This is a genomic window from Ethanoligenens sp., assembly GCF_047718355.1.
In the GTDB taxonomy this organism is placed as follows: domain Bacteria; phylum Bacillota; class Clostridia; order Oscillospirales; family Ethanoligenentaceae; genus Ethanoligenens.
This window is the reverse complement of record NZ_JBDNLG010000044.1, coordinates 1-22,097: the sequence shown is the minus strand read 5'-3', so window position 1 is coordinate 22,097 and position 22,097 is coordinate 1. Positions and strand designations below refer to the sequence as shown.

The window sequence follows — 22,097 nt, the reverse complement described above, 5'->3', positions numbered from 1 at the left end:
GCTTTATTCTGTTATTGGATTATCTGTGGTTTTAAACTTATTCAATGTTGATTGGATGTATAAAGGATTTGAGAATTATGCGTATATTACAAAAAGAAGCATTGCTTTTAAGTTAATTTCGTTAGCAACTCTTTTTCTTCTTGTTCATAAAGCCTCAGATTATATTACATACGGGTTTGTACAAGTAATCGCGCTAAGCGGTTCCAATATAGTTAATGTATTTACGGCTAAGAAATATGTTCATTTGTATTTTAAAGGGTTAAACCTGAGAAAACATCTACGCTCTATTTTTGTTTTGTTTTCTTCAGTGGTTGTGATTAATGTTTATACCAATATGGACAGTACCATGCTCGGAATTATTTCTGGACAAAAATATGTGGGATATTATGCAGCGGCGAATAAAATTAATGGTGTTATAATTGGAATTGTAACATCATTAGGAGTCGTTTTATATCCTCGATTATCTTATTACATTAAGCACGATTTGCATAGAGAATTTAACCTACTCATATTAAAATCAGTTCATATGGTGATAATGGTTTCAATACCAGCATGTGTTGGATTGTTTATCTTAGCACCTCAAGTAATCAATATCTTGTCCGGTACGGGATTTACACCGGCTATAACGACTATGCGAATTCAAATCTTGATTATTCTTTTTGTTGGAATAAGTAATCTGACAGGAATCCAAATATTGCTACCGTTGGGCAAAGAAAGGGATTTCTTAGTTTCCGTGCTGTCCGGTGCATGTCTGGATTTTTTACTGAATTTATTTTTAATTCCACATTTTCAACAAAACGGAGCCGCATTGTCATCGACAATTGCTGAGCTGTTTGTTGCTATAGTGCAGATTTATTATACTCGACGTTATATAAAAGGTAAGATTTTAAACATGCGAAATGTTCATTATATCATTGCAAGCGTTATCATGTCGCTTTGCGTGATTGGAATAGTTCATATGAAAATGGGCAATATTTTAACGTTGTTGATAGGAACTTTGGCTGGTACTGCTATTTATGCGTTGTACAATTTTATTTCTCAAGATCCTATTATTATGGAAATAATAAGAAAAGTGAACAACAAATTTCAAATCAAATAGGGGTGCGGACAAAAAATTTGACTCAGATCCGAACAAGTTAAGGGCATCCTTTCTTGGACATCGATCTTGTCAGGCCAGCGTTTTCCATCCTTGATATCCAGCCCGGTCAGCGATAATGACATCCCCTGTCCGAGTGGATAATGGGATATTCGCCCTCTGGGAGATGCAGTATAGCTTCATCCAGCATCGTGTTGACCAACTCTGCTTTGTCATACAACAAAAACATCCCCAAGACCAGCAGCCTTGAGGATGTTTTATAAAAAACGTACTTAATCGCTCACATACGGGAGCAGTGCCAGATGTCTGGCCCGTTTGATGGCAATGGTCAATTCGCGCTGATGATGCGCACAGGTACCCGTCACGCGGCGGGGCAAAATCTTAGCCCGCTCAGAAAGATATTTGCGTAGTTTGGCAATATCTTTGTAATCAATAGATTCTACTTTATCCACGCAGAAAGAGCAAACTTTCCGACGGCCTCTGCGACCGCCGTTGCGGCGGTCTCCTCTGTCCCGGTCTCTATCTCTGTCTCTGTCTTCTCTGCCCATTGTGCAGCCTCCTTTGTTCGTTTATCCGATTACATGATCCGGCATTAGAATGGAAGATCGTCGTCTCCCGCGATTTCTATGAAATCACCGTTATCCCCGTTGGAAATAGCTGGTGCGCCACCGCTCTGTGCACCGCTGTTAGAATGGCTGTCAGGATTGCCATAGGAATCCCGACGCGGCTCCGCAAAATGCACGTTGCTGGCGACTACTTCAAATGCGCGGCGTTTATTGCCGTCCCGATCGGTATAACTGCGGGTCTGGATAGCCCCTTCCACCGCGACCAACTGGCCTTTGTGGAAATACTTGGCTGCAAACTCCGCTGTACCCCGCCAGCAGACGATATCAATAAAATCAGTCTGCCGCTCGGTGCCCGAACGGGAATAGCTGCGGTCTACCGCAAGGGAAAAGGATGTGACCGCAATATCGCTGTTTGTGTGCCGAAGCTCCGGGTCGGCGGTCAGCCGGCCATTCAACGCCACCACATTCAACATGACAAATCACGCTCCTTATTTGCGTATGATGAGCGAGCGCAGCACGCCGTCGCTCAGTTTGAGCTGACGATCCATTTCAGCTGGGAAATTGTTATCGGATGAAAAAGTGAACTGCACATAAATGCCTTCGTTTTCATCATTGATGGGATAGGCCAGACGGCGTCTGCCCCATTCATCAACTGTTTCAAGCGTACCGTTTTCGGTCACAAGCGCTTTGAATTTCTCAAGAAGCGCCGAGGTCGGTTCCTCACCCAGATTGGACTTGAAGATGACCACGCTTTCGTACTTGCTGATTGTTGCCATAAAAGCACCTCCTTTTGGACATAAGACCGCTATAAGCGGCAAGGACACGGGATGCCCGCCGCGCATGGCAAAGCGGGACAACCCGACAAATAACTAGTTTACCATAGCAGCAACATGTTGTCAAGTCTGCACTGAATGTAAATACGGCCTTACTGTATCCAATCCGCAGGCAGTGTAGTGCATTCCGTTTCCTCAGTCCGCAAACAAAAGCAGACAGCAACCACAATACCGTGGCTGCCATCTGCTTTTGTCTGTTTACTTGCCGCATAAATCAAACGGCATATTTATTCAATAATTTAATGTGCAGTATCCACACCGGATGTTTCAAAATGTGCCAGCATGTACTGTGCCACGGCATCATACTGCGCCCTTTGCCCCTCTGGGAACTGGAATCGAACAGTATCAACAGAACCGGCGCCCACCACAGATTTGATGTATCCGTATTTACCATCAGTCTGCCATGTCACGACTGTCGTATTGCCGCTCTCCTGTTTGGAGAGAATGCCTGCCTGGCGCCCATAAAAAAATTGTTCAAAATAAGTAGCCGGGCTCAAATTCTGTACATTGTTACTGCCTGACACGCTACAGATCACCGCATCATCTGAAGAAACAAAGCTTTGCCCGGAACTGCTGGTGCTGCTCACCGCTTTCAGCGAAGACGGTACAGGAACCGAATAACCGAAACGCGCATTGGAATACAGGACATAACCTGACGCGACCGATTCGGAAGCGGACGAAGTTTGGGAGGAAGCGGAAGACAGACTTGAACTGCCGGAAGATCTCGCCGAGGAAGAAGCATTGGACGTTGCGGAGGAAGCCCCGGACGCTTTGGAAACGTCCGATATTGAAGAAGATGATGACGCGCCGGATGAAGAAGACGAACCGGGCTGTTTCGTATGCTGTGTGCAGGCCGTAAACAACATTGCCAATACCAACGCGACAGCAGGCAACACAAGCAATCGACTATCGGCTGCCATTTTATTGTATTTTTTCATATCCATCGACCTCCTAAAGAACGTGTGCGTCGGATGCAAACAGTCTTCCACACTCGTGAAATGATTTTTTGTAATAAAAAACAACATTCCATCGAAAGCGTACCATATGTATCCCATTGTGTCAAGCCGCGTCGTAAGTTCGCTGCACACGCCACCGGCAGGATTTCCCGCATCATTTGCGGGTATACTATCCATGGCAGGTAAATTCACGCCAAAAACAAACGACTTTCCGGCAGTGTTTTTGCAGTACAAATAAATAAGGTACCACCACAAAGAGATAGGACACATACCGTATTAAAAAAATCTGCTTGCAGACAGGGGGAATTGCATGAATCCGATGATTCTGTATGGTTCCGAAAAAGACAATGGCGTTGCGTATATGCTTTTGACTGCACTGCACAGCCTGCATACCGGCGTGCTCCATTTAACAACACAGGCTCTGACACTTTTACCGCCCGTTGCGCCGGATATATCCTACTTGCTGCTGGATGACGGACAAGTGCGCTCCGTGCAGATGGACGGCTGCATTTTAATTTTCAAAACAGATTGCGGCGGACTGGGAGATATCGTACTGCCAAAAGCGCACGCCGCCGTGCTGGACCCGGAAAACGAACATGCCGCCGCCTTACTACAGGCACACCATATCCCGGTCGTCACCTGCGGGCTTTCCCAGAAAAGCACTGTGACCTTTTCCAGTCGCACGCCCACTACAGCGGTCGTCAGCCTCCAGCGGGAGATTCATACCACAAGCGGAGCCCTTGTAGACCCGCGTGAACTGCCGGTAACGCTTTCTTCCCCGCGCGAGGATTATCCTCTGCTTGCTACCGTGGCGGCCCTATGGCTGGCAGGAACATCTTTCCCTAAAAGCGGTTTGGTTGTTTAATATGAATTTCCATCAAAATTTAGAAATATTTTCATTTCATAATTCCGCTTACAAAAACCACAATAGTAAAGCAAACGCAAACAAAACAAAAAAACATTTAAGGAGAGATATATATGGCTAGCAACAATGGTAGCAACCAGGCTCTGATTCCCCAGGCGCGTGAGGCGCTCAACCGTTTCAAAATGGAAGCCGCAAGTGAAGTCGGTGTAACCTTGAAACAGGGTTACAACGGCGACTTGACTTCCCGTCAGGCGGGTTCCATTGGTGGCCAGATGGTCAAAAAGATGATTGCCCAGGTGGAAAACAGCCTTGCCGGTGGTTCGATCAACGGCATGCAGTAATTTCCTTTTTTAAGCAAAAAGCGGAGCCTCCTATTAGGGGGCTCCGCCCTTTTTTGCACCAACTTTGCCTATTGGTATTAGTCAAGCAGTCCCTTTTGCCGATAAATCTGAACGGCGCGCAAAACAAGACGTTCAGAGCAGCCAAGATATTCCGCCAGCTCCCAGCATTCCTGACAATTTTCCCGAAATGCCCGTTTTAAGCGGTTAATCGGTATCAATCGTTCCACCGTCCAGATATCCGCTTTATATTCCATTTTACATTTTAGCTGCAAAGGGCTATACAGTTTATAATATGTGCCGGTGTGATAATGCCCCAGCTCATGGGCAAACAGTTCAACCGCTTCCTGCCGCCCTTCGATTTTTTGAACATTCAGACCGATAGCAGCCGTTCCATCACCCAAATCGGCAATGATGGATTTGGCATCCGCCAGCGGGCAGCCGAAAACAGGGATATGGTTCTCGGCCGCGTCCTGATACAATTCATCAAGCATGTCCATTTTGCTGACCTTCTTTTTCATCTTTCATGGCACGCTGGGCTTTGACAAATTTGATAAAATTAAGCACGTCTTTTTTCTCGCTCAGCGTGAGTTCATGCACCTCGCCTGAAAGCGCAAAATTGACATCGCGCAGCTGTTCGTCGATGGTATCTTCTTCCCACTCAGACGGCATTTGCCCAAAAGACGCCTCTTTTCCCGTCAACAGATAATCCACGGATACATGGAAATAATCCGCGATTTTTTGCAGACTCTTAGAGGAAGGCTTCTGCGCGCCCTTTTTCCATTGGCTGATCAGGCCGGCAGTAAGCCCAGCTTCACGGGTTAGCTGTGCCGCGGTCATGCTGCGCGATTCCATCAGATTCAATATCCTATTTATGATCGTCAACTGTCCTCACCTTTTAAAAGAGAGATTTCTCAACTATTTGCAGTTTTCCACTTGATAAATTGAGAAATCTCATTTATACTATGTACAGCAACGTTGCCCCTATAGTTTACCATGTCGGCGGCCAATCTGCAACCGTTTTATGAAAGAAGCCCCGCATGGGATGCGTACGCAAAAAGGACCTGGAACAGGCGTGCCATGACGATTGTCTGAACATGCAAAACGACAAATACGCAAAGACGGAGGAAATACTTATGGAACTCAAGCACATCACCGCAACCGACCTGAAAGGCGAACAACGTGATCTTGCGGAACTGATTGGAATGGAAACCTACCGGACACTGGTGGAAGTGTACGGCGGGTGCAATATCTACATCTACAAGGCAGATACCATCCTGCGCAACATCCGCGACCAAGAAATTCGCAACCGATACACCGGGCACAATGTGCACGAACTGGTGGCAACCTTTGGCATGAGCGAACGAGCGGTGCGTGAAATCGTGGCCGACCTCGCAAAAAAGCGGCGTTTACAAGCAATGGCACAGAGCAAAAAAGCCTGAACAGCGTCCTATCCAGATAACAAAAAGGTTTATCGCAAAAAGCAGCGCAAAGCCCCCGATTACACCGCACGAACGGTATTGTCGGGGGCTTTCGTATCATGATGGTTGGTATCAGTCAGCCGCGTCTCCTCAACATCACAGACAGCCGCACGTCATGGTTTTCATCTGAATGCATGCGGAATCAAACGGTTTTTCATCACATTTTGGCGCAAACAGTTCACATCAAGCAAATTCTGTACTAAAATAGACTAAAGGATACAACTCGAAAGGAGCGGTCATATTGGCGCGCTGTATCAACTGTGGAAAAGAATTGCCTCCCCATGCGACCATATGCCCCGCCTGTGGCGAGTCTGTGCACATATGCATCGGCTCCACCGCAAGCCCCGTGGAAACCGAATTGTTTGAAGCACGCCTGCGCAGCACCGGCCTGCCCTATCTCAAACAACCGCACCGAGGCGGCGGTCTGCTGCGTTCATTGAGCAACTTTTCCGCACCGGGCGCAGATTTTTTTGTACCCGCAGCCAAACAAGCGGAAACCTTGCGCGCGCTGGGCATGGATACCGACGATATCACTGCCCGTTCCGCACAGCCCGAATCGGAAGCTCCCAAACACGGTAACTGGAAAACACGTATACTGGGTCTTTTGATTGTTGCTGTGCTGCTGACGCTCTATTTCGGTTTGGACGCGCTGCTTTCACTCATCCGGCATTTGTTTGGCGCACCTTAAACAACAGATCACTTCACGGAAGGGACTCACATATTGAAACATCGTGTACGCACCGTACTTTTACTGCTGCTCACTCCGGTGGCACTCGCATTGCAATTTTGGGCAGCCCGGAACAGCGAGATCGTGGAAACCACCTACAGCCGGAAAATCTATCCTATCATTGCTTCCATCTTTTCAACATTATTTGGCCTGTCCCCCGTACCGATTGCGGAAATTTTACTGGTTTTGGTTGTCGTCATCATCCTGTGTCGCTTTTTCTTCCGGCTCATCCGTCTCCCCAGGACAGGTCCCATCACCTTATGGTATGGTTTACTTAAATTGGGCGCATTTCTTTCGGCGCTTTTTTTTATTTTTACCATTTGGCAGCTCAATTACGAGCGGCTGCCGCTGGCACAAAATCTGGGTTATAAAACCGGTTCGCCTACCAAGGCGGAGCTTGTTGCCCTCACCGCACAACAAGTGGATGCCATCAACGCCCTCTGTCCCCTGCTCTCTTGGGACAAGCAGGGGCATTCCTATGAAGCGGGAGGATTTGACAGCATCCGTTCCCGCGTAAATGATGCTTACGGCCGTATTGCCGCGACCGAGAGCCCCACTGATCTTGTTCTGCCGCGTATTTCTGCCTATCCCAAAGCCGTCTGGCCCACCGGCCTGCTTGCGCGTTTCGGCATCGAAGGCATTTATATCCCATTCACTTTTGAGCCTACGGTAGACACCGGATACCCCATGTTTCTGTGGCCGTTCAACGCCGCGCACGAATCTGCACATCTCAAAGGATTTGCCCGTGAGGAGGAAGCCAACTATTGGGCCTATTTGGCCGACTGTGCAAGCCCTGATGTTTTCTTCCAATACTCCGGGCACCTGAACGCCCTGCTCTATCTGGTCAACGCGCTGGGAACCACGGATGTCGCCGATGTCAGCATTCAATTGGAAAGGTTGGACAACCGCGCCAAATCCGATATCAACAATTACAACGCCTATGTAGCAAAAAACACAGGGACGTTGAGCCAGACCGCCAACAAGATCAACGACAATTATCTCAAGACACAAGGCCAGCAGGGCGTCGTGAGCTACAACGCCTTTGTAAATCTGCTGTGTGACCAATATCGCACGCAGACCGGCCTTTAGGCCACCGCTTCCGCGGCTTTTCCGGCTAAAAAAGTTTCTTCATTCCGCATTTGACAAATTTCTTCGATCTCATCGCTTACAATGTGTCTTGAGCAGGACGGCACACCGCCGCTTCCCATTATCCTGCGGGGTGTTTTTGTTCTTTTCGCTTTGTCCTGCAATTGCATTGCAAGGAGGAGACGACCATGGATCGAAAATCGAATCTAAAGAAAGCACATGATGCGGAAATGCAGGAAGCCGCAAACGGCTCGTCTCTATGCATCCTCACCTCTGCTCAGGTGCGTGCCGCACAAACCAAATATGCGTCGCTCTGCGCGGAATATCTGGCGTGCAACGGCATCTATGCGGGATTTCACGATGCCGGTTTCGATGAAAAAGCCAGCCCGTTTGCAGTCGCAGCCACCATTGCGGCGGAAAATGTGCGCGCAGTGGGCGAGATTCTGGATATCCTGCACATCCATCACGCTGATGCGCCCTGAACGCCGACCTGTATAGAGCCTCCAGAGCGGGCTCCACACGGACTCGTTATCATGCAGCCTTTTGAATCTGACTGTATGCGTGTGTGTTTGCAATGGCAAACTTTCATACATCATGGTGTTCAGATGCTATCGCTTCCCGAAGACCCGCTGTTTTTACGGCGGGTTTTGTCGTGCCACTCCAAAAATAACAAAAATGTGTCATTTTCGCGGAATACTTTTAATCCCGCTTTAATATTGTTATAATGGCACTGTGCGGTATGTTGAATGTAAACATGCTATTGAGTTGTTGTAACAATACAGAATCGGGGTATTAGCAGCTATGAAGTCGTCTCCATTTTCAGACCTTTTAAAGAAGACTAGCCATATCCATTTTTACCATCTGATTTTTCTTGTTAGCGTTGCATTGGCCGTCATCTTCTGCGTTTTTACAGTCGTCCAATCCGCTCGATTAGGAGAAACCGAGAAACAGCTTTCTACTTTGCGCGGGGAAGCTGCGCGTGCTAACCAACTGCAATCAGAACTGCAAGACCTCACAAAAAAATACGATGAGGTTTCAAACCGTCTGGCAATCAAGCAGTCGTTCTCGTCCACCCACACGGACAATGGCGCCAAAATCGCCTACCTGACGTTTGACGACGGTCCATCCAAAAACACAGGGTTACTTTTGCAGACTTTGCAACAGGCCAATGTGAAAGCGACCTTTTTTGTGATCGGCCTGAACTGTCAGGAATTTCCCAACGCCGTAAAAGAGGAGGCCAGTGCCGGGCATGTGGTCGGCATCCACTCTTGGACACACAAGTATCCTTACATATATGCCAACATGGCCAATTTTAAGCAAGATTTCACCCAGCTGCACGATTATCTGACCGCTCAGCTTAACACTCCACCCACCATTTGCCGGTTCCCCGGCGGCACCAATAACACCGTTTCCAAGAAATACACCAAAGAACCGATCATGCAGGAAGCGGTCGACTGGGTGGAAGGCATGGGCATCCGTCCCATTGACTGGGATGCCGACGCGGGCGATGCGGAATCGCCTATCCCCACAAAAGAGCAGATTGTCCAGCGCGTCCTCAAAGAGATCGGCCACAAAAACGATCCCGTCATTCTGATGCACGACTTTGGTAACCGCACCAGCACCATTGAAGCGGTGCCCCTCATCGTCCAGCAATTGCAGGCGCAGGGTTTTTCGTTCGGCACCTTATCGGCCAGTACGCCCTCCACTTTGTTTAAACCCGTGGTGAAAGCCGCCTCATGAAAGCGGAAAACAAGCGCTTTTTGGTGCTTCTGTCTGCTATGACCGCCATCTGCTGTGTGGTCGTCGTGGTGTTTGCTTTTAAGGACATGCCGCCGCTGGAAAGCACAGCGGGTACCATCTCTGCCACTACGGCTGTTTTCTCGGCATCGTCCGCCACAACAAGTAGCCTTGCCGACGCGGCACTTCCCTCATCCGTACCGAGTCATCAGTCGGAAACAGCATCGGTCTCATCGGTAACTGCCGCGATGTCCGTCCATATCAACACGGCGGACGCCGCCGCCCTTGCCTCTCTGCCTGGCATCGGAGACACACTGGCCCAACGCATTATCGATTACCGCAATGCCCACGGCCCCTTTTCCAGCGTCGCACAGTTAGATCAGGTCAAGGGCATTGGCCCTAAAAAACTATCCGAAATCGCCAAACTGGTGACTTTATAGGTAACAGTGCATATGCACTGTATCATGCTTTTAACCATTCAATCCACACCGTTAAAATGGTGTGGATTTTTGTTTTTTCTCCAGCAGGGCGGCCCGCAAAATCTTTTGATTCCCATACTTTGCGCGGATACGGCCAACGGCAGCCTCCAACCGCTCATCTTGTTTGGAAGGAGAAGACGGCGCGCCCATCATATCGGCAAATGTCAATTGGCGATTTCCCGTCTCAGCAAACCCTGAAAGGCTGATGCCCAGCAAGCGCACTGCCCGCCCATTCCAATGCTTGCGGAGCAGATTACAAGCCGCCGTGTAGATCTGCATAGGCATATCTGTCGCGGGAAGCGTTATTTGCCGCGTTACCACAGAAAAATCAGCATATTTGATGGTAAGGTGTACGGTCGTACCTTTTTTATGATGCCGCCTCGCACGTTCCCCTACGCTTTCCGAAAGAGCAAGCAGCACTTTACCCGCCTGCTCAAAATCAGTCACGTCACTGGCAAGTGTGGTGGAGCGTCCAATGGATTTCATTTCATCCTTTTGGTGTGGTGTGACAGACGACGGGTCATACCCTCGCGCATGTGCATACAGCTCCGCACCCCATTTGCCATACCGTGCCGCCAGCGTCTGCTCCCCGCAGCGCACCAGATCACCGATGGTGGTGATGCCCCTGTCAATGAGCTTTTCCCGCATCTTCCGCCCCACGCCATACATGTCCCCCACCGGCAGGGGCCATAGTTTGCTTTCGATCTCTGCAGGCCAGAGCGTAGTGATGCCGCGCGGCTTCTTCATATCAGCCGCCATCTTCGCAAGAAATTTGTTCTCCGAGATGCCGATAGAGCAGTCCAGCCCCGTCTCCTGCTTGATTGCCGCCATAATCTGTTTTGCCAATGCAACAGGCTCCGTACTCGCCGGCAGGCATCCAGCCAGGTCCAGCCATGCCTCGTCAATACTGTTTTGTTCGACAATGGGTGTATAGCGTGCCAGAATGGTCATGACCGCATATGAACAGGCTGCGTAATAGGCATGGTCGGGCGGAACCAGACGCAGCATGGGGCACAGAGCCTTTGCCTGATAAATGGTCATCGTGGTTTTCACACCACTCGCGCGCGCCGCGTAATTCGCTGTAAGAATGATACCGCTGCGCCGTTCAGGGTCACCCGCGACGGCCGCAGGGACAACCGCCAGCGTCGGGTCGCGCACCGTTTCACATGAAATAAAAAACGCATTCATATCCACCAGAAAAACCAGTTTCACTGTATGCTCTCCTCTTCCTCTGTAAACAGCAGCCATTTCTTCTATTTTACCAAAAAAGAAACAAAAGCGTGCCCGCAGATTGCGGACACGCTTTTGGCGCGGGTATTGCATGCTGGAGCGGATGACGGGGCTCGGACCCGCTACCTCCACCTTGGCAAGGTGGCGCTCTACCAGATGAGCTACATCCGCAAATTGTCGGTACAACCACTGTCTAAACAAAAGACACATAACCATGCGGCGTTATTTATTATATACAAACCATGTTGCTTTGTCAAGACTTTATTAAAAAAACACACCAGCAGGTCACCCGGCTTCAACAGAATCCACCGCATGGTTCACGCTTGCACAATAGGGTGCAAGGCAACAATGCGCGCATTCCGGCCCCCTCGCTTTGCAAACAGCACGCCCGTGCCAGACCAACCGATGACAAAACATCGAAGATTTCTCAGGTGCAATCAAGTCACGCAAACGCAGTTCTACCTGCTTGGGATCTTTGGAAGACACCAGTCCCAGCCGATTGGAGATGCGGATGCAGTGGGTATCAGCCACAATGGCAGGCTGACCGTAAATATCACCCATGATCAGATTGGCAGTCTTACGTCCCACGCCCGGCAGCTTGATAAGTGCCTCGAGCGTGTCCGGCACCTGGCCGCTGTGGTCGGCAAGCAAAGCCTGACACATGCGGACGATATCACGTGCCTTGGTATGAAACAACCCGCAGGAATGAATAATTGCCTCGACGTCGGCAACCTCCGCACCAGCAAAATCTTCGACCGTGCGATAACGGGCAAATAGGTCTTTGGTAACAACATTTACCCGTGCATCGGTGCATTGTGCGGAAAGCCGTGTGGCAATCAACAGCTGTAAAGCGTTCTGACTTTCCAGCGAACAAACCGCGTCGGGATATTCGGTTTCAAGGGTCTGCACAATATAAGCGGCTCGTTCTTTTAATTCCATCTACAGGGTGCTCCTTTTAAGGACAGGATTCGACAAAACAACTACAATGCATTCTATCACAATCCACACAAAACGTAAATGGTGAAAAGGCACACCAAGAGAGGAACCCTCGCCGCTCCATTCATTCACGACAGTTGCTGGAGAGGCGTGCTATACGTGGTTTTATAGCCATCAATACCGTAATGCACATACGAATCGGTATCAATTTTTTCCAAGATGCCGTTGGAACGGACGATCCACGCAATATTGTTGCAGTCGCGAAACGAGAGCTCCACCCCATAATGTTCGCTGGTCATGGCACGGTCTGGAAACTGTTTGACATGGATATCCGCCAGATAGGTGCCCGGCGGCAACGCATTGATAGCGTTGCGCGAGGACATATTCTCTCCTTTGCCGGGTTTGCCAATGTCTACGCCCACCAGAACAACCACCACGTGATAGACAGGGTGACGGGATGTATTGGAAAGGCAGACCTTAATCGTAGATTGCTGCACCTCCAAGCAACGTGTAAAGTCAATCCACGCAGAAACCTCGTTGGCTTGATGTTTTAAATCTGCTTCGCGTCGTTTTCTCTCGCTCTTCGCAATTTGCAGCGCATTCACGATCACTGCGGCACCTGTCAACAGTGCTCCTGCCCATTGTGCCACTGTGCCCCACTCCACTGTACCCATATCTCTGATTCCCCCAAACTGAAATAACCGTACCTCTATACCGAGAAACCGTGACATCATTGAACTTTGGAACCGGCTATGCAGGTACGGCTACACGCGCTGCGTGGAAAGTCTTTTCCGTGTCCTGCGCCGCATGGATATGCTGCCGCCCACCAAACCTAAGCCCTATCAGCAGATGACACATCCCGGCGAACGCGTTCAGATTGATGTGAAGGTGGTGCCACGCCGCTGTATTACCAGTAAAGAACTGCGGTTGTTTCAGTAGGGTGGTTTGGTCATCAGCACCTTGATATCATTATATCGTATTGCAAGCATAAAACAAGCGTTGTCTGCCGACCGCAGAAAAGCCCAATGGGAAACCTAATCCCCATCGGGCTTTTCTGACCGCAAATGTTCACATCCGCAGCAGCAGCTTGAGAAAAAACAGACCCACCACACCGGGCAGACCGAGCACAACCGCAGCTCCAACAGTCCACAAATTATAGGCGACACTCACTCCCGTAAAAACACCCGCCGCATTGACTGCCCAAAGCGCCACGCATCCGCCTATGCCTCCGACCACCCATCTGCCAAGCACACGCGGATTGCGTAGCAGCAGAATGAGCAGCCCACACAAGATGGCGATACCGCCATAAAGTAGATATCGTCCGATTCCGGAAGTGGATGCGATCGCCAAGACCTGCATGGCCGTCCTCTCCTTTTCACAATTTCAAAGGGATACACAGCCGCCAGACAGTCACAATCGTTGCAGGCTTGCCGCCAAATGCTTTGTTACGCCCTGACGGCGCGCTTCCCGCGTGAGGTAACGATAACGCGCCGTCAGCGCCTGCATTTCATAAATGCACTCTTCAAGCAAATCGGGGTCGCTTTGCTGATCGAACCGCGCCGAGACACAGTCCAAACGTGTCTTGACTGATTCAATCTCTCCCAAAAGCTGTGCGTGTGCATCCTCCTCTACAACACGGCGAAGATGCACTGCCGTTTCCAAAAAGCCCGCGATTACGCTTTCCATGTCATGTGCCCCTTTCTGTTCCACTATATGTTCGGGTCGTCCTATCCAGACCAGTCCTTGCTCATTTCGGTTCAAGTATATAGTGAACCAATCCATCCTTTTTATACCAATTTATTGGAATTTTTAGGTTTTATCCTACTCAACTATATGCATTGGACAAGTAGCAGTTGCTTGTCCAATAAAAATTTTGCTGCACACCTTAAATGCAGGAATAAATCCAACGTATGCATTCAGAACCTATCTATACCTTTGAGACACTAATCTTTTGCAACATGCGCCGACACTGCTATACAGGAAACAACTGCGTAAAAGCCCCACCGTTCCAAGCAAATTTTGCAAGGTCAGCAGGGCTTCATGCAACCAAGTCATACACTGGTTACAGCACAATTATTCGTGCCGATATTTTCGGCGTGTCGCCATGCCTCCTCGAATGTGTCTCTGCGCTTTATTTACTTCTAATACATGTTTTACTTCTATATACAACTGAGGATTGAGTTTTTTTAAGCGTTCCGATACATCTTTATGTACGGTAGATTTGCTAATTCCAAATTCTTTGGCGGCGCCTCGCACTGTGGACTGGTGTGCGATGATATACTCGCCCAGTTCCACAGCCCGTTCCTCCACAATGCCTTTCACTGAAAAGCCCCCTCATGTGTTTGTATCGCTACATGTATATGTGCGGGGACGGCAAGTATGTGGAAAATCGCTCCTATATGTCCGTGTAGCCGCAGGCGATGAAGATATGCTCCACGCGGGAAATATCGCCGATCATATGTTTTTGAGCGCACGCAGGGCATTTTCATTTGTGTTCATCAAAATATTTCAAAGCAAAAAGTTGAGACGGCCAACACGTTATGTGCTGATCGTCTCAACTCTTTTTTTGACTGTATTGGTTATGCGTGTCAGGGTAACGGGCGTGGGGCATTTATTGGTAACTGAAATATTAAAAAACAACTTCAATCAACCCATAGACACCAATTAGGACACCGAGTGAAATCAAAAGAAACGGCCACATTACCGTCAGATAAGCCAACCAAAAGGCAAACACATCCTTTATGCCCATCCGTGAAGTCTGCTTTTTCGGCTGCTCCGGGTGAACAGTTCCAAATGTAAATAACGCTCGTTTTGATCCAAATTGCATATTTCACACCATTTCTACGCAACAGTTTGCGCCAGATACATGTGTCGTGCCCGCTTATTTTGTAAATTCTTTTGCAAAATGACATACCACCGTATGCGTATCCGAGAGCGCTATGGCTGGCGGAATCTGCGTTTTGCAAATATCCTTGCAGGAGGGGCAGCGCGTATGGAATTTGCAGCCTGCTGGAGGATTCGAGGGACTGGGCAAATCACCCGGCAGGATGATCCGATTGCGTTTGGCCGTTGGATCAGCTACGGGCACAGCTGACAGCAGCGCACGTGTATACGGATGCACCGGGTTCTCATACAGGTCGTTTTTATCCGCCGTTTCAATCAGCGCACCCAGATACATAACGCCAATGCGGTGCGAAATATGCCGCACGATACCAAGGTCATGCGAAATGAAAAGATAGGAGAGCTGCAAAGTTTCTTGCAGATCACTGAGCAGATTGATGATCTGCGACTGGATGGAAACATCCAATGCGGATACCGGTTCATCGCAGACGATGAACTCCGGGTTCAGTGCCAATGCGCGCGCAATGCCAATGCGCTGCCGCTGTCCACCCGAAAACTCATGCGGATACCGGTCGATATGCGCAGGCAAAAGCCCACACCGCTCCATAATTTCCAGCACTTTGTCACGCTGCTCTTCTTTCGTGCAAAGCCCGTGCTCAAGCATCGGTTCGCCGATGGCGCCGCCCACGGTGATGCGGGGATTGAGCGAGCTGTATGGGTCCTGAAAAACCATCTGCATTTTCTGGCGCATACGGCGCATTTCCGCCTTCTTCAGCGCAAAAAGATCCTTGCCTTTGAAGAAGACCTTGCCGTCTGTTTTTTCATACAGGCGCAGGATTGTGCGGCCAGCCGTGCTCTTGCCGCAGCCGGATTCGCCCACCAGACCAAAGGTCTCCTTTTTGTCCAGTTGCAAAGTGACGTCTTCAAGCGCTTTGACATGCCCTATTGTGCGCTGAAACACACCCCCCTTGATGGGAAAATATTTTTTAAGGTGCTCGACCTTCAGCAATGGTTCACTCATCGTTTCACCCCCTCATACAACGTGCACGCGACGGTGTGGTTTTCACTGACCTCACAGACGGGCGGAAACCCCTGTCGGCATTTTGGGGTGCAATGTTCACAGCGGTCTGCAAAATGACATTCGTCGGGTAGCCCGATCAGGTTTGGCACCTGCCCCGGTATGGAATACAGACGATCGCGTACATCCAGCAGCGACGGTTTGGCCCTTAAAAGCCCTCGCGTATAGGGGTGACGTGGGTTGGCGAAGAGTTCGCGCACCGGGCCGCGTTCCACCACCCGCCCCGCGTACATGACGACCACATCGTCTGCCATCTCGGCAACGACACCCAGATCATGCGTAATGAGCATGATGGACATACCGAAGTCCTGTTTCATTTTTCGCAGCAAATCCAAAATCTGCGCTTGAATGGTCACATCCAGCGCTGTGGTTGGTTCATCCGCAATCAGAAGCGACGGGTTGCAGGATAATGCCATGGCGATCATGATACGCTGCCGCTGCCCGCCGGAAAGTTCATGCGGATAACACTTGTAGGTTTCCTCAGGACGTGCGATGCCCACTGTCCGAATCATCTCGATGGAACGCTCTTTCGCTTGTTTGGCGCTGATTTTTTCATGTAGCAGCGACACCTCGTCGATTTGGCTACCCACGGTAAAAACCGGATTGAGCGAAGTCATGGGCTCCTGAAAGATCATAGAAATCAATTTACCATTGATTTTTCCCATCTGGGTGCGGGTAAGCGGTGCGAGATCCTTGCCTTGGAATAAAATCTCCCCGCCCGCAATGCGTCCGTTTGAAGGGAGCAGATGCATGATGGAGAGCGACGTCATGCTTTTGCCGCAGCCGGATTCCCCCACGATACAAAGAGTGCGCCCCTTTTCAATGGAAAACGACACGCCGTCCACTGCTTTGACTTCACCGATATCAATGTCAAAATAAGTTTTTAGGTCTTTCACTTCTAACAGTTTCATTGCCGTTCCCCCTTATCGTTTCATTTTGGGGTCGAATGCGTCACGCAGTCCATCGCCCACCAAGTTGATAGCCAGTACGGTGAGCAGAATGCAGACACCGGCCGGAATCCACAGCCATGGACGCATGGCAAAATCATTAGGGTCCTGCACAGCGTTGACAATGTTGCCCCAGGACGGATACGGAATCGCCACGCCAAGCCCAAGGAAGGATAACATGGATTCGGTGAGGATGGCGTTACCTACGTCCAGCGTGGCTGTGACGATGATATTGGGCAGCGCATTAGGCACCAGATGCCGGAAAATGCGATGGCGGTCCCGAATACCCAGCGCCTCCGCCGCCACCATGTATTCCTGCTCCCGAAGCGAGAGAATTTGCCCGCGCACCAGCCGCGCAAGCGTTGGCCAGAAAAACAGTCCTAGAATCAGCATAACGGCGTAGATGCGTTTGGATGGGTCAACTTTCAGGTCCATCATCACGGCCCCGAAAATGATGACAACAGGAATCAGCGGCAGACTCAGGAAGATATCCAGCACGCGCATGAGAATGTTGTCCACCCATTTGCCATAATAGCCGGCCACGCCGCCGACAATCACGCCGATTACGATTTCCACCACGACTGTGAAAAAACCAACTTCTAACGAGATGCGTCCGCCATACAGCAGACGGGTGAGCACATCCCGCCCGACTGAGTCGGTACCCAGCAGGAATTGCGCACTTGGCTGCTCTTTTGCAATATCTATATTGGTTTGAAGCAATGCAAAATTTGAAAAAGCCGGCCCATAAAAGCACAACACTAATAAAGCAATCAGCACGCCCAGTCCGAGCAAAGCCAACTTATTGCGTTTAAATTGCCGATATGCAATGTTCATCGGCGTATCCAGTCGTTCTACCTTGCTTTTTTCGTCGTGTTGATAGAACTTAGCCAGCAGTATGCCAAACAGTGCCACCAGACTGCATATAACCAGCAATCGGGCACCGATTCCCGTCGAGATGCCATCAACATCCGGGACGGAATAGACACCGCCGCTTGACTGTGATAGAAGCCCAAAAAAATCAGAGACCATCGAGTTGCTGTTGGAAAGCTGCGCACCGTAGAGTAAAAATCCCGCAGCGGTGGCAAAAATGCCGATATTCAACCAGCGCACATGGTTCTTGCGCAGGTACAGCACCAGACAGACGATGGCCGCAATGAAGAGGAAAAACATACACAAAAGAGGAAGCGCATAGCTATAGATTGAGAGTTTCTCCAATGCGTCGGCATTCGCGCCCGCAATCTGAATGCGATGGAACACGTTGAAAATCAGCGTGACGCCTGCCACAGGGCGGTAATTCGTAATGGCGATAAATGGGAGAAAGAAGCTGACAAAGGAGAGAAGAAGGCCCGCAAGGGATACAATAACCATGATGCGTTTTTTATTCATTGTTCTGCGCCCCTCACTTTAGTTTGACGCGCGGGTCAACCAGCGAATACAGGATGTCCGCAATCAGATTACACAACAGCGTAACTACCGCCACAAACATACAGAATCCCATCATCAGCGGATAATCGCGCTGGTCGATTGCCTTGAGGGACACCCAGCCCACGCCATGGATACCGAAAATGCTTTCGGTGATAATCGCACCGGAGAACAGGTTCGGCAATGTCAAACCAAGCAGTGTCACGATGGGAATCAACGCGTTGCGTAGCGCGTGCTTGTAAATAACAACCCGTTCGCTTAGCCCTTTGGAACGCGCGGTGCGGATATAATCCTGGTTGATAACCTCCAGCATAGACATACGGGTATAGCGCATGATGGTGCCGATGCTGACCACCGACAAAACAATGACCGGCAGAATCAAGTGCGTGACCTTGTCCCACACAGCGGCAAGACCGGTGTAGGTGACGCCCGCCGTGGCAATACCCGACAGCGGCAGAACACCAAGATCAATGGCAAATATCTTGAGCAGCAGCAGCCCCAGAAAGAACGTGGGGAATGAGATGCCGATAAAAGCCAGAACCGTCAGCCCCATATCGGTTTTGGAATACTGGCGGGTGGCTGAGATAATGCCCAGCGGAACCGCCACCAGAATCTCAATGATATAGGCGGGAAGCGCCAGCTGCACCGAGGTCTTGACAAATTCACCAAGCACAGCGGTCACGGGCTTGCGGTACATGAAGGAATCACCGAAATCAAAATGGAGGACAATTCCCTTAATCCATTTGAAATAGCCTATATAAACGGGGTCGTTGATTCCATAGAGATCCTCAAGGTGTTTGATTTGTGCAGGGGTCATATGGGAATTGTGCATTTGCGTCGCAATAAAATTGCCCGGCACCAAGTGGACAATGATGTAAATAATGATGGAAATTCCGATAATGATCGGTATCATCTGCAACAGCCGTCTAACGATATACCGCCACATGTACGACCCTCCTTTTGGATTCAATAGCAAATGCCCGGTTGCTTTCAGCCGGGCACTGCACTTATTTAATCGTCATATTCAATTTGCGGCGGTCACTCAGCCTTTGAGGGTATATTGATACAAATCAAGGAACGGGTCGCGGAACGTGCCCATCTTCGCCACGTTCTGCACGCGGGTGTTGTACAGGACAATCATGTTGCGCTGGTAGATCGGCATCATCGGCAGTTGTTGATTGAGCAGCTTGTTGATCTTGGCAAAAATAGCTTTGCGCTTGGTGGTATCTGTCATACGCTGTTCCTGCTGATAGAGGGCATCAAGGTCTTTGTCGCTGAACTTATAAAAGTTCTGGGACGCACCGGTCATAAAGAGATTACTGGTGTCGGGGTCGGGTGTTGTAAGCGTCTGTCCCATGAAGCAGGCGTCCAGTTTCCCGTTGTTGTAGCCTTTCAGCATGGTGGAGAAATCGGAGCTTTCGATATTGACGTCAATACCCAGTTTGGCATAGTCTTCTTTCATGACCGGCAGCATGGCGTCGGTTACCGCATTGCCACTCTTGGCTGTGAAATCGATTACAAACGGCTTACCGTCTTTTTCAAGTTTCTGTGTGCTCGAATTGATTGCCCAGCCCGCTTCCTTAAGGAGCGCCTTGGCTTTGTCAATACTGAATGTGTAGTTGGTAGTGCCATCGGTGCTATAACCCCAGGAGCCCGTCGGCAGCGGCACATTGGTAACTGTCGCGTACTGCCCGTAGACCTGCTTCACTACTGCCGCACGGTTAAGACCGTATGCCAGCGCCTGACGCACTCTCACATCGCTGTATTTGGGATCCTGCAAATTCCACTGAACCATGCCAAAAGCATTGATTGGATAATAATATGCATTGATAAAACCGGATTTTTTCAGAGAAGCCACATTGTCTTCGCTACAGGTTGCATCGGCTTCGAGATCGACCTCACCAGCCTGCACACGTTGGAGCTCCTGCCCTTGCGCAGTTACAGAAAGCTCTACATTTTTAATTTTCGGCGCGCCTTTGAAGTAATTATCATTAGCGACCAATTTCAATCCGGTCGCCGGATCATAGCTGACAAATTTGTATTGGCCACTGCCCATCGGCTGCGCCAGCTTGTCTTCGACCGTTTTCACATTGCCTTTTTTGTAGTCCGCGCCATAATACGCTTTTTCCATCAGCGGCAATTGACCGAGTGTCCAGAGTGTGGACGCATTCGGTGTGGTCAGCGTGAACTGGATGGTCTTGTCGTCCACCACTTTGATGCCGGAAATACTGGTGGCGCTGCCGTTCTTGTAAGCATCAAAGCCCTGGATATCCGCCGTGGAGATATCCAACTGGCCGTCATAATTCGGGTCGGCCATTACTTCACACAGGAACTCAATGTCGGAAGCAGTAGCAGGCTTGCCGTCCCAATATTTGACGCCATCTTTCAATGTGAATGTGTAAGTGAGGCCGTCGCTGGAGACTTTATAATCAGCGGCATCGCCATTCGCCTGACCGTCCGGCGTGGCAATGAGAAGGGTGTTGAACATCAGTTCATCCGCATAATGATCATAGCTACTGTCTGTAAAGACATCCGACCAGATGCCGTTCATGTCGCCTAATCCAACTACCAGTGTGTCTTTGCGTGCCAAAGCGGCCGCCGGGCTTTTGCTGGCGTTGGTGGCTTTGATCTCCGTCGTGCCATTACTGGTTGCAGTGCTCCCGCTGCCCGAGGAAGTGGAGGTGCTTGAGCTGCTGCCGCAAGCGCTCAAAGAGAGAATGCCTGCAAGCACTAACGAGGCAATTGCGATGCTTTTTTTCTTGTTCATAAAAGATCACCTTTCTTTTCTGTAGAGATTGTCCAGACAACCAAACCTGTTCAGATGCATCCGATTCCGCACATTTCCCAAAGCTGTGCCGCAAAGCATAGTACATATCTATGTATAATGCATATCCTAACAGAACCGGCAGGATACCGTACCATTGCCGGTTGCACAGTTGTTCTTGCATATCTGTATTTGTCTGATACATGTTTCAACGGCTCAGCGAGGATAACACGGCTGCACACTCATGACAGATAGATATGAACACATTATGGTTGTTGCTGGGCTTCATATAAAGTTGTTCTAATTCTAACGTTTTGTTCACAATTTTTCAAGTGCAAAATCCACATATTTACCCAACGTAGCACCGCTTAAATTCGTCTATTTGTTTGAATATTACATATAAAGGGATTGGCAAGAAGGAACTGTGCATAATTATGTATTTTTCTTGTAAACAAAATGAAAACAATTATCCATCTTTCTCGCGCACAGCCTCGACACCTCCGAATTACTCCCGATTCCGAGGCACTCTAAAACAAGCCCTATGCTGCTGGCATTTTTCATACATATATCCACAGCATACTGTATATCACATATTAAAATGTTATGATACATTTCGTCATTTTTTCTTAGAATTCTCAGCGCCTTATGTTGATAATATGAATTAAATTGTAGAGAAAATGAATATATATGCGATATTTAATATTTATTGTTGAAA

The 22,097-nt window shown here is 49.3% G+C and carries 27 protein-coding genes, 1 tRNA gene and 1 pseudogene; 10 read left to right on the top strand and 19 right to left on the bottom strand.

The window, feature by feature from the left end; translation table 11 throughout:
- Positions 1 to 1,099, top strand: a 1,099-nt coding sequence (locus ABF463_RS08235; RefSeq protein ID WP_415533114.1) for a polysaccharide biosynthesis C-terminal domain-containing protein, incomplete at its 5' end; no start/stop codon positions are given.
- 43 nt (positions 1,100 to 1,142) lie between these two features.
- On the opposite strand, the pseudogene ABF463_RS08230 reads toward ABF463_RS08235, so the two are convergent.
- From ABF463_RS08230 to ABF463_RS08210, 5 genes and pseudogenes are all read right to left on the bottom strand, one after another.
- Positions 1,143 to 1,304 (bottom strand): annotated as a pseudogene (locus tag ABF463_RS08230) (IS3 family transposase); the annotation flags it as partial.
- 64 nt (positions 1,305 to 1,368) lie between these two features.
- A complete protein-coding gene (gene rpsR, locus ABF463_RS08225) occupies positions 1,369 to 1,644 on the bottom strand; it encodes a 30S ribosomal protein S18 (RefSeq protein ID WP_415533113.1) in 276 nt (91 codons plus the stop codon).
- 44 nt (positions 1,645 to 1,688) lie between these two features.
- Positions 1,689 to 2,135 (bottom strand): single-stranded DNA-binding protein, encoded by a 447-nt coding sequence (locus tag ABF463_RS08220; protein WP_415533112.1) that lies wholly within the window; start codon positions 2,133 to 2,135, stop codon positions 1,689 to 1,691.
- 15 nt (positions 2,136 to 2,150) lie between these two features.
- On the bottom strand, positions 2,151 to 2,438 hold the full coding sequence (rpsF, locus tag ABF463_RS08215) for a 30S ribosomal protein S6 (RefSeq protein ID WP_415533111.1): 288 nt from the start codon (positions 2,436 to 2,438) through the stop codon (positions 2,151 to 2,153).
- Between the two features lie 296 nt (positions 2,439 to 2,734).
- Positions 2,735 to 3,433, bottom strand: a complete 699-nt coding sequence (locus tag ABF463_RS08210; protein WP_415533110.1) for a hypothetical protein — start codon at positions 3,431 to 3,433, stop codon at positions 2,735 to 2,737.
- A 328-nt stretch (positions 3,434 to 3,761) separates the two neighbouring features.
- On the opposite strand from ABF463_RS08210, the gene ABF463_RS08205 reads away from it, so the two are divergent.
- Both ABF463_RS08205 and ABF463_RS08200 read left to right on the top strand, forming a co-directional pair.
- On the top strand, positions 3,762 to 4,316 hold the full coding sequence (locus ABF463_RS08205; RefSeq protein ID WP_415533109.1) for a hypothetical protein: 555 nt from the start codon (positions 3,762 to 3,764) through the stop codon (positions 4,314 to 4,316).
- A 113-nt stretch (positions 4,317 to 4,429) separates the two neighbouring features.
- Positions 4,430 to 4,657 (top strand): small, acid-soluble spore protein, alpha/beta type, encoded by a 228-nt coding sequence (locus ABF463_RS08200; protein WP_415533108.1) that lies wholly within the window; start codon positions 4,430 to 4,432, stop codon positions 4,655 to 4,657.
- Positions 4,658 to 4,734: 77 nt separating this feature from the next.
- Here ABF463_RS08200 and ABF463_RS08195 read toward each other — a convergent pair whose 3' ends face one another.
- Together ABF463_RS08195 and ABF463_RS08190 are read right to left on the bottom strand one after the other, a co-directional pair.
- The gene (locus ABF463_RS08195) at positions 4,735 to 5,154 is read right to left on the bottom strand and encodes an ImmA/IrrE family metallo-endopeptidase (protein ID WP_415533107.1); all 420 of its coding nucleotides are present in this window, start codon (positions 5,152 to 5,154) and stop codon (positions 4,735 to 4,737) included.
- A complete protein-coding gene (locus tag ABF463_RS08190; RefSeq protein ID WP_415533115.1) occupies positions 5,141 to 5,518 on the bottom strand; it encodes a helix-turn-helix domain-containing protein in 378 nt (125 codons plus the stop codon). Before ABF463_RS08190 ends, ABF463_RS08195 begins: the two co-directional genes overlap by 14 nt.
- A 176-nt stretch (positions 5,519 to 5,694) precedes the next feature.
- Between ABF463_RS08190 and ABF463_RS08185 the strand changes: the two genes are divergently transcribed.
- The 6 genes from ABF463_RS08185 to ABF463_RS08160 all read left to right on the top strand — a co-directional run bounded on the left by ABF463_RS08185 (position 5,695) and on the right by ABF463_RS08160 (position 10,125).
- Positions 5,695 to 6,096 carry a Mor transcription activator family protein gene (locus ABF463_RS08185; protein WP_415533106.1) on the top strand — a complete coding sequence of 134 codons (402 nt, stop codon included), beginning with the start codon at positions 5,695 to 5,697 and terminating at the stop codon, positions 6,094 to 6,096.
- A gap of 280 nt (positions 6,097 to 6,376) precedes the next feature.
- Complete coding sequence (locus ABF463_RS08180; protein ID WP_415533105.1) at positions 6,377 to 6,823, top strand: zinc ribbon domain-containing protein; 447 nt, start codon at positions 6,377 to 6,379, stop codon at positions 6,821 to 6,823.
- Between the two features lie 33 nt (positions 6,824 to 6,856).
- Complete coding sequence (locus tag ABF463_RS08175) at positions 6,857 to 7,951, top strand: DUF3810 domain-containing protein (RefSeq protein WP_415533104.1); 1,095 nt, start codon at positions 6,857 to 6,859, stop codon at positions 7,949 to 7,951.
- Between the two features lie 185 nt (positions 7,952 to 8,136).
- Positions 8,137 to 8,430 (top strand): hypothetical protein, encoded by a 294-nt coding sequence (locus ABF463_RS08170; protein ID WP_415533103.1) that lies wholly within the window; start codon positions 8,137 to 8,139, stop codon positions 8,428 to 8,430.
- A 319-nt stretch (positions 8,431 to 8,749) separates the two neighbouring features.
- Positions 8,750 to 9,688 (top strand): polysaccharide deacetylase family protein, encoded by a 939-nt coding sequence (locus ABF463_RS08165; RefSeq protein ID WP_415533102.1) that lies wholly within the window; start codon positions 8,750 to 8,752, stop codon positions 9,686 to 9,688.
- Complete coding sequence (locus tag ABF463_RS08160; RefSeq protein WP_415533101.1) at positions 9,685 to 10,125, top strand: ComEA family DNA-binding protein; 441 nt, start codon at positions 9,685 to 9,687, stop codon at positions 10,123 to 10,125. The genes ABF463_RS08165 and ABF463_RS08160 overlap by 4 nt, the downstream gene beginning before the upstream one ends.
- Positions 10,126 to 10,176: 51 nt before the next feature.
- Here the strand turns inward: ABF463_RS08160 and dinB are convergent, their stop codons facing one another.
- From dinB to ABF463_RS08140, 4 genes are all read right to left on the bottom strand, one after another.
- The gene (gene dinB / locus ABF463_RS08155) at positions 10,177 to 11,376 is read right to left on the bottom strand and encodes a DNA polymerase IV (RefSeq protein WP_415533100.1); all 1,200 of its coding nucleotides are present in this window, start codon (positions 11,374 to 11,376) and stop codon (positions 10,177 to 10,179) included.
- A 113-nt stretch (positions 11,377 to 11,489) separates the two neighbouring features.
- Positions 11,490 to 11,565: transfer RNA gene (locus ABF463_RS08150), tRNA-Gly, on the bottom strand.
- Positions 11,566 to 11,679: 114 nt separating this feature from the next.
- A complete protein-coding gene (gene nth, locus ABF463_RS08145) occupies positions 11,680 to 12,333 on the bottom strand; it encodes an endonuclease III (protein WP_415533099.1) in 654 nt (217 codons plus the stop codon).
- 125 nt (positions 12,334 to 12,458) lie between these two features.
- On the bottom strand, positions 12,459 to 13,004 hold the full coding sequence (locus tag ABF463_RS08140; protein ID WP_415533098.1) for a hypothetical protein: 546 nt from the start codon (positions 13,002 to 13,004) through the stop codon (positions 12,459 to 12,461).
- A 103-nt stretch (positions 13,005 to 13,107) separates the two neighbouring features.
- Between ABF463_RS08140 and ABF463_RS08135 the strand changes: the two genes are divergently transcribed.
- Entirely contained in the window at positions 13,108 to 13,269 is a 162-nt protein-coding gene (locus ABF463_RS08135) for a hypothetical protein (protein ID WP_415533097.1), read from the top strand.
- A 129-nt stretch (positions 13,270 to 13,398) separates the two neighbouring features.
- Here ABF463_RS08135 and ABF463_RS08130 read toward each other — a convergent pair whose 3' ends face one another.
- The 8 genes from ABF463_RS08130 to ABF463_RS08095 form a co-directional block, all read right to left on the bottom strand.
- Positions 13,399 to 13,689, bottom strand: a complete 291-nt coding sequence (locus ABF463_RS08130; protein ID WP_415533096.1) for a pro-sigmaK processing inhibitor BofA family protein — start codon at positions 13,687 to 13,689, stop codon at positions 13,399 to 13,401.
- Between the two features lie 51 nt (positions 13,690 to 13,740).
- Positions 13,741 to 14,016 carry a DUF2508 family protein gene (locus ABF463_RS08125; RefSeq protein ID WP_415533095.1) on the bottom strand — a complete coding sequence of 92 codons (276 nt, stop codon included), beginning with the start codon at positions 14,014 to 14,016 and terminating at the stop codon, positions 13,741 to 13,743.
- Between the two features lie 387 nt (positions 14,017 to 14,403).
- A complete protein-coding gene (gene spoIIID / locus ABF463_RS08120) occupies positions 14,404 to 14,652 on the bottom strand; it encodes a sporulation transcriptional regulator SpoIIID (protein ID WP_415533094.1) in 249 nt (82 codons plus the stop codon).
- A 559-nt stretch (positions 14,653 to 15,211) separates the two neighbouring features.
- Positions 15,212 to 16,192, bottom strand: a complete 981-nt coding sequence (locus tag ABF463_RS08115) for an ABC transporter ATP-binding protein (RefSeq protein ID WP_415533093.1) — start codon at positions 16,190 to 16,192, stop codon at positions 15,212 to 15,214.
- Complete coding sequence (locus tag ABF463_RS08110; RefSeq protein WP_415533092.1) at positions 16,189 to 17,160, bottom strand: ABC transporter ATP-binding protein; 972 nt, start codon at positions 17,158 to 17,160, stop codon at positions 16,189 to 16,191. Before ABF463_RS08110 ends, ABF463_RS08115 begins: the two co-directional genes overlap by 4 nt.
- A gap of 12 nt (positions 17,161 to 17,172) precedes the next feature.
- Positions 17,173 to 18,582, bottom strand: coding sequence for an oligopeptide ABC transporter permease (gene opp4C, locus ABF463_RS08105; protein ID WP_415533091.1), 1,410 nt, complete (start codon positions 18,580 to 18,582; stop codon positions 17,173 to 17,175).
- Between the two features lie 13 nt (positions 18,583 to 18,595).
- Entirely contained in the window at positions 18,596 to 19,564 is a 969-nt protein-coding gene (locus tag ABF463_RS08100) for an ABC transporter permease (RefSeq protein ID WP_415533090.1), read from the bottom strand.
- 96 nt (positions 19,565 to 19,660) lie between these two features.
- Positions 19,661 to 21,385: an ABC transporter substrate-binding protein gene (locus ABF463_RS08095; RefSeq protein WP_415533089.1), complete on the bottom strand. Its 1,725-nt coding sequence runs from the start codon at positions 21,383 to 21,385 to the stop codon at positions 19,661 to 19,663.
- Positions 21,386 to 22,097 lie beyond the last annotated feature (712 nt).